We start from the raw sequence: 5,842 nt of genomic DNA, 5'->3' as shown, positions 1-5,842 counted from the left end.
CCAGCTTGTCGTGGCCTTCCTTGTAGATGTCGGCGGTGACGGCGACCTTCTCGCCGACGACGCGCTTGATTGGGAAGCGGCCGCCGTCCACTTGCGGCTCAACCGCTTCGATGATCACACGGGGGTAGTCTTGGGGAACCATGATGTTCTTCCTCATTTGACCAGCGAGTCGTAAAGTCTCTTGGTTTGCTGCGCGATGCTCGACCAACTGAAGACATCTCTTGCGCGCTTCTGGCCGGCGGCGGCCATGGCCTCGGCAAGTTCCGGGTTGTCGAGAATCTTGTTGATTGCTGCCGCCAGATCGCGCGAGAAGGCGTCGGGGTTTACCGGCTCGAAGGGCGCGACGTGCAACTGCTCAAGGGGCACCAGATAGCCTGTCACCCCATCGACGACGACCTCCTTGATGCCACCGACGGCACTTGCCACGACGGCGGTGCGGCAGGCCATGGCCTCGAGGTTGATGATCCCGAAAGGCTCGTAGATCGACGGACAGCAGAAGACCGTGGCGTGCGAATAGAGCTCGATCGCTTCTTCCTTGGTCACCATCTCCTGGATCCAGATGACGTTCCTGCAGCCCTCCTGCCGAACATGCTTGACTGCGGCTTCCATCTCGGCCAGGACCTCCCTGGTGTCGGGAGCACCGGCGCAGAGCACCACCTGTGCGTCGGGATTGATGTACTTGACCGCGTTGACCAGGTGGACGATGCCTTTCTGACGGGTGATGCGGCCGACAAAGAGGACAATGGGCTTAAGCGGGTCAACACCGAATTTATCGAGCGCGGTCGTTTCTTCCGTTGGATGGTACTGGTCGACGTTGATGCCGTTATAAATCACCGTGATCTTGGCCGGATCGATATCAAAATGCTCGAGGATATCGTTCTTCGTGCCCTGCGAAACGGCAATCACCGCGTCGGCCATGCCGAGTGAGGTGCGCTCGATCCACGATGACATGTCGTAGCCGCAGCCGAGTTGCTCGCGCTTCCACGGACGCAAGGGCTCGAGCGAATGCACCGTGTGTACCAGCGGGATGCCGTAGAGCGTCTTGGCCAGGATGCCACCAAGGTGGGCATACCAGGTGTGCACGTGCACCAGATCGGCGTCCACCTGCTCGCTCAAGGTCTCGAGGTTGGTCTCAAAGGTGTCCAGTGCGCCACTGAGCTTCTTGTCGACGTGGGCGAAACTGCCCTTGCCGAATGGGAAGCCCTTGACCCGCACCCCGTCGCTGACGGTGTCCTGGTCGCCAAACGAGCGGACTTCGACATGCATCAGTTTGGCCAGTTCGCCAGACAGATACTCGACGTGAACACCGGCTCCGCCGTAGACGTAGGGTGGGTATTCTCGCGTCAGTAGCAGTACTTTCATTGCGGCACTTTCTATGCTGTGGTTGTGAGGTGAACGCGCCGTTGGCGCGTCGTTTGAATTCCCTGCCATTGTATCGGGAAAGCCGTTTGGCGACCATCTCATCAGGCCCGGCAAGCAGTTTTGCTGCGACGCACAACCCGGTCAGCCGTGAGTTGGCAATGCCTGGACAGGCCGCGAGCGGCATCGTTGACGGGCGACGTCGGCAGTCAGGACGGGTAGAATACCTGGCATGAATCTGCTCGCCATCGAAACCTCGACGGAGCTTGGCTCGATTGCCGTCTGGCGCGACGGCGACCTGGTCACGCGCCGATGCCCGCCAGGAATTTCTCATTCGGAAACGCTGCTGCCACTGATCAGCGGCACGCTGCGCGAAACCGGTCTGGGCTTCGCCGATCTCGACGGGCTGGCTTTCGCTGCCGGCCCCGGCTCGTTTACCGGCCTGCGTGTTGCCTGCGGTGTTGCGCAAGGTCTGGCGTTCGCCCACGAACTGCCGCTTGTCCCGGTCGGTACGCTTGATGCGATGGCCTTGGCCAGCGGTGGCGAACAGGTGATCGTCCTGCTCGACGCGCGTATGGGTGAGATCTATCACGGCCGGTTCTCTGCTGCCATAGCGCTTGCCCCGGTAGCCGTCTGCTCGCCGATGACGCTGCCGGTTCCCGACTCGGCTGGCTGGCTGGCCTGCGGTAACGGGCTGGCCGCCTATCCGGTCTTGCGGCAGCGACTGGCGGCTTGCGTACAGCACTGGCAGCCCGAGCTGATGCCCGACGCCGGCGCCGTCGCCCGTCTCGCTGCGCCGCGTCTGGCACGCGGCGACTGGGTTGATGCGGCGGCGGCGGTGCCTGTCTACGTGCGCAACAAGGTGGCACTGACGGTGAGCGAGCGCCTGGCCAAGGGGGGGAGGGCGTGAGCGCGGTGCTCGCGTCGCGGCTCAGAATGGTGCCGCTGAGCCATCGTGACCTTGACGAGATCCTCGCCATCGAAAACGGCGTCTATCCCTTTCCCTGGACGCGCGGGAACTTTGTGGATTCGCTGGCTTCCGGCTATTTGGTCTGGGGCTGCCGCGTTGCCGACGAGCTGGTCGGCTACTTCGTACTGATGATGGCCCTCGACGAGGCGCACCTGCTCAACCTCAGCATCGCCGAGAAGCGGCAGGGCACGGGATTTGGGGCACGCCTGCTGTGCCATGCCATGAGGGCGGCGCATCAGGCCGGAGCGACGAGCTTGTTGCTCGAAGTGCGCCCTTCGAACACCTCCGCCCTGGCGCTTTATCGGCACTTCGGCTTCCAGCAGATCGGCGTACGGTGCGGCTACTACCCGGCAGAAAAGGGGTTGGAGGATGCACTGGTGATGAGACATGTCCTGGGGAGGGTATCGGTATGATCGCCAGCAACCGGCCTGGTCCCCGACTGACACGCGTCCAGCTGCTGCGCGAGATCGGCCTGTCACCGCACTGGCAACTGCGAGAGTCGGCGACGGCGGTGGGTGCGAAGCCGGTTGTGACAGCCAGGCCAGAAGTAGCGCTGTCCCACAGCGGGGGGGTAGACGAAGTCGCCCCCGCCCATACCCCGGTTCTCGCCGATGGCCGGGAGGAGGAGATTGCCGGGATGAGCTGGGAGCAGTTGCGCGAAAGCGTTGCCACCTGCCGTGCGTGTGCGCTGTGCCAGGAAAGGCGTCAGGCGGTGCTCGGGGTTGGCGACGTGACTGCCGACTGGCTATTCATCGGTGAAGGACCCGGCGCCGAGGAAGATGCCCGCGGTGAGCCTTTCGTCGGTCCGGCTGGCAAGCTGCTCGATGCGATGCTTGCGGCCATTGACCTGCAGCGCGGCAAAGACGTCTACATCGCCAATGCCGTCAAGTGCCGTCCGCCCGGTAATCGCACGCCGGAGCCCGCGGAAATCGCCACCTGCGCGCCCTATCTGAAACGACAGATTGCTCTGATTCAGCCGCGGCTGATTGTGCTTTTGGGCAGGGCGGCAGCGCATGCGCTGCTCGGCGACGTTGGCTCGCTGGCCAGTCTGCGTGGCCAGTCCTTCGCCTATCCTGCGCCCGCCGGCAGTGCGTACGGAATTCCGGTCGTCGTGACCTATCATCCGGCCTACCTGTTGCGCACGCTGCCGGACAAGGCAAAAGCCTGGGAGGACCTGTGCCGCGCCCGGACCCTGATGCGGGCCGCAAAGACCGCTGCCGCGGAATCGGCTTCGCAGCCCGCTACTCGCCCCACTTGAGCGGCTGCGTGGCGCGGGGACCATTGAGAAATCGTTGAAAGCCTCCATCTGAATGTTGCTCTGTTCATCCCCGTGAAGGAAACTGTCATGCGTCTACGAATCCTGTCCATTCTGGTTCTGCTTGCGGGCCTGCTCTCCGGTTGCGGCTACAACACCTTTCAGACCGGCGACGAAGCGATCAAGTCGGCCTGGTCCGAGGTACTCAACCAGTACCAGCGGCGCGCCGACCTGGTCCCCAATCTGGTCGCCACGGTGCAGGGTTACGCCAGTCACGAAAAGGAGGTCCTGACCCAGGTGACGCAGGCGCGGGCGCAGGTTGGATCGATTCAGGCGACGCCGGAACTGGTCAATGATCCGGAGGCCTTCGCCAGGTTCCAGCAGGCGCAGGCGGGGCTGTCGAGTGCGCTGTCGCGCCTGCTGGTGGTTGCCGAGAACTACCCGCAGTTGAAGGCCGATGCCGCTTTCCGGGACCTGCAGGCACAGCTGGAAGGGACCGAGAACCGGATCACCGTGGCCCGCAACCGCTACATCAAGTCGGTCGAAAGTTACAACGTCTCGGTACGCACTTTCCCGAACAACCTGACGGCCATGATCTTCGGCTACACGGTCAAGCCGAACTTCAGTGTCGAGAACGAGAAAGCGATCTCGACGGCGCCCAGGGTTGACTTCGGAAAACCGGCGCCGGCCTCCCCTGCCACCGCCGGGAAACCTGCCCCAGCGCCCGGTTACTAGTCGTGTCAGGTCGTAGGGCGCGTCTGGCAGCCTGGCTGCTGGGGCTGTTGCTGCTCGTTGGTGCCGGCTTCGCCCGCGCCGACGAACAGCAGGCGATTCCACCCCTGAGGGCCCGGGTCACGGACCTGGCCGGCACGCTTGCCGCGGAGCAGCGGGGGTCGCTGGAGGCCAAGCTGGCTGCCTTCGAGAGCGGGAAGGGCTCGCAGATTGCCGTTCTGATCGTGCCGACGGTCAAACCCGAAACCATCGAACAGTACGCGCTGCGCGTCGCCGAGTCCTGGCGGCTGGGACGCCGGGGCGCCGACGATGGCGCGCTCCTGCTGGTGGCCATGGGGGACAGGAAGGTTCGCATCGAAGTCGGCTACGGCCTCGAGGGAGCGCTCAACGATGCAACGGCCAAGCGGATCATCAGCGAGATCATCAGCCCGCGTTTCAAGCAGGGAGATTTTGCCGGCGGCATTGACGCCGGCGTCGACGCGATGATCAAGGTGGTTTCCGGCGAAGCGCTGCCGGCGCCCAGCGCGGAAACGAGCAGGCGCGCCAACGTCGACGACGGTTTCGAGACCCTGCTGTTCGCCGGTTTCGTCCTGGTCTTTGTGGTTGGCGGTGTGTTGCGGGCCATCTTCGGGCGTTTCCTGGCGGCCGGCATGATCGGTGTCGCCGCCGGGGTAATCGCTTCCTTGCTGATCTCGTCGCTGCTGGTCGCGGTCATCCTTGGTCTGGTGGCCGGCGTCATTTCCCTGTTTCTCGGTATGGTGGGTGGCGCGGGCTGGTCCTCGGGCGGCATTTACGGGGGTGGAGGCGGAGGCCGTCGTGGCAGTTCCGGCGGCTTTTCGGGTGGTGGTGGCGGCTTCGGCGGCGGTGGCGCTTCGGGAGACTGGTGATGCAATTGAAGAGACTGTTCCGCCATCTGATTCTGCCACACTGGTGGGTGCTGCGTGCCTTTCCACCACAGATCCTGCGCCGCGTCGAGGAGGCAGTCGCGGCCTCGGAGTCGGTGCATGGCGGCGAGCTGCGGGTGGTGGTCGAGGCCAATCTGCCGCTGCCTGATCTGTTGCAGGGTCGCTCGACGCGCACGCGGGCAATCGAGCTGTTTTCGCAGTTGCGCGTCTGGGACACCGAGCACAACAGCGGCGTGCTCGTTTACCTGCAGTTGATCGATCGGCGCGTCGAGATCGTTGCTGATCGTGGAATCGACGCCAGGCTGGGTCAGGCGTTCTGGGACGGCGTCTGCCGCCGAATGGAGGCTGCTTTTCGCGCCGGGGATTTTGAGGACGGTATGCTATGGGCGCTGAGCACGATCACCCGGGCCTTGCATGAACAGTTCGCGGCGGTCGGGGGAAACCCGGACGAGTTGCCGAACGCACCGCTGGTCCTCTAGCCTTCGGCATAGCGCACGCGCTTGCTCGATTTGCTTGGTTGCGTCAGGTGATCGAGTGGCAGGGCATGCGTCTGTTTTACCGTCTGCAGGGCGATGTTGGTCTTGATACGGGCAACGCCGGGGAGGTGCAGCAACTGCTTGA

At 63.9% G+C, this 5,842-nt stretch carries 8 protein-coding genes; 6 read left to right on the top strand and 2 right to left on the bottom strand.

Annotated elements, in window-relative coordinates; genetic code table 11:
* Together V5B39_RS21365 and glgA are read right to left on the bottom strand one after the other, a co-directional pair.
* A partial coding sequence (locus V5B39_RS21365) for a maltotransferase domain-containing protein (RefSeq protein ID WP_434735752.1) occupies positions 1-118 on the bottom strand: 118 nt, incomplete at its 3' end.
* Between the two features lie 35 nt (positions 119-153).
* A complete protein-coding gene (glgA, locus tag V5B39_RS21360) occupies positions 154-1,362 on the bottom strand; it encodes a glycogen synthase (RefSeq protein WP_332344841.1) in 1,209 nt (402 codons plus the stop codon).
* Between the two features lie 229 nt (positions 1,363-1,591).
* Between glgA and tsaB the strand changes: the two genes are divergently transcribed.
* The 6 genes from tsaB to V5B39_RS21330 all read left to right on the top strand — a co-directional run bounded on the left by tsaB (position 1,592) and on the right by V5B39_RS21330 (position 5,700).
* Positions 1,592-2,269 carry a tRNA (adenosine(37)-N6)-threonylcarbamoyltransferase complex dimerization subunit type 1 TsaB gene (gene tsaB, locus V5B39_RS21355; RefSeq protein ID WP_332344840.1) on the top strand — a complete coding sequence of 226 codons (678 nt, stop codon included), beginning with the start codon at positions 1,592-1,594 and terminating at the stop codon, positions 2,267-2,269.
* Entirely contained in the window at positions 2,266-2,742 is a 477-nt protein-coding gene (gene rimI, locus V5B39_RS21350; protein ID WP_332344839.1) for a ribosomal protein S18-alanine N-acetyltransferase, read from the top strand. Before tsaB ends, rimI begins: the two co-directional genes overlap by 4 nt.
* On the top strand, positions 2,739-3,587 hold the full coding sequence (locus V5B39_RS21345; RefSeq protein ID WP_332344838.1) for a uracil-DNA glycosylase: 849 nt from the start codon (positions 2,739-2,741) through the stop codon (positions 3,585-3,587). The genes rimI and V5B39_RS21345 overlap by 4 nt, the downstream gene beginning before the upstream one ends.
* Positions 3,588-3,674: 87 nt before the next feature.
* Positions 3,675-4,319 (top strand): LemA family protein, encoded by a 645-nt coding sequence (locus V5B39_RS21340; protein ID WP_332344837.1) that lies wholly within the window; start codon positions 3,675-3,677, stop codon positions 4,317-4,319.
* Positions 4,320-4,321: 2 nt separating this feature from the next.
* Positions 4,322-5,203 carry a TPM domain-containing protein gene (locus tag V5B39_RS21335; RefSeq protein WP_332344836.1) on the top strand — a complete coding sequence of 294 codons (882 nt, stop codon included), beginning with the start codon at positions 4,322-4,324 and terminating at the stop codon, positions 5,201-5,203.
* The gene (locus V5B39_RS21330) at positions 5,203-5,700 is read left to right on the top strand and encodes a TPM domain-containing protein (protein ID WP_332344835.1); all 498 of its coding nucleotides are present in this window, start codon (positions 5,203-5,205) and stop codon (positions 5,698-5,700) included. The genes V5B39_RS21335 and V5B39_RS21330 overlap by 1 nt, the downstream gene beginning before the upstream one ends.
* Positions 5,701-5,842: the final 142 nt, after the last annotated feature.

Origin of the sequence: Accumulibacter sp. (assembly GCF_036625275.1) — a bacterium.
GTDB lineage: Bacteria > Pseudomonadota > Gammaproteobacteria > Burkholderiales > Rhodocyclaceae > Accumulibacter.
The sequence above is the reverse complement of the archived record's forward strand: the minus strand, read 5'-3'. Positions and strand labels throughout refer to the sequence as shown.